1 protein-coding gene is annotated in these 882 nt (G+C 74.8%); it reads right to left on the minus strand.

The features are described from left to right. Positions 1-250: 250 nt before the first annotated feature. Entirely contained in the window at positions 251-736 is a 486-nt protein-coding gene (locus tag C1J01_RS48355) for a helix-turn-helix domain-containing protein (RefSeq protein WP_181449387.1), read from the minus strand. Positions 737-882: the final 146 nt, after the last annotated feature.

The raw sequence follows: 882 nt of genomic DNA on the forward strand, positions 1-882 counted from the left end.
CCCCCAACCGGAACGGCTCCGCCAGCCGCCCCCGCCGGACCGCCGCCCGCGCGGGGGAACCTCGCAGCACAGCTGCCGCCCCCAAGCCGACGCCTCCGGCCACGAACGCACGCCGACTGATCAACAGCTGTCCTCACCTGACGGGGTATCACCTTCCGCGCCAGCCTGACCTGCTGTTTCTTGCGTGGAGCGGTCACCGGAAGACGCCCTCCCGAACATCCGATGAACCCCCGGTGCTGATCCCCTGGGCTCACCTCACGCGGGCGCGGTAGTCGCGGGGCGGCACGCCGTACTCGCGCCTGAAGGCGCGGCTGAAGTGGAACGGGCTGACGAAGCCGCAGGCGGCGGCCACCTGGCCGACGTCCATGTCGGTGATCTCCAGCAGGCTCGCCGCATGGCGGACCCGCACCTGGCGGACGACCCGCATGGGCGTGCGGCCGGTCTCCTCGGCGAACAGGTGGGCGAACCGGGAGGGCGAGAGGGCGACCGCGCGGGCGAGCGAGGCCACCGAGTGCGGCGCGGCCGGGTCGGCGGCGACGAGGGCGAGCACGCGGCGGATCCGTTCGTCCCCCTCCTCGGACGTGCCCGTGCGGGGCCGTGCCGAGGCGGTGGCCAGCACCACCACCTCCTCCACCGCCCCGAGCACCAGCTCGCGCCCGGCGGGAGCGAGGGTGTGGCCGGGCTCCAGTGGGCGTCGTGGTGGGCGCGGACGAAAGCCGTGGCGATCCGCTCGCACGCCACGTCCGGTACGCCGGTCACCAGGTGACAACCGCCCTCGCGGGCGTACGGCGCCAGCCACTCCGCCCAGCTCGCCCGGGGCTGGAAGTGCACCCACCAGAACCGCCATCGCCGCGCCCCCGGCGCCACCCGGTAGTGCTGGGC

Origin of the sequence: Nonomuraea aridisoli, assembly GCF_003236395.1 — a bacterium.
Lineage (GTDB): Bacteria > Actinomycetota > Actinomycetes > Streptosporangiales > Streptosporangiaceae > Nonomuraea > Nonomuraea aridisoli.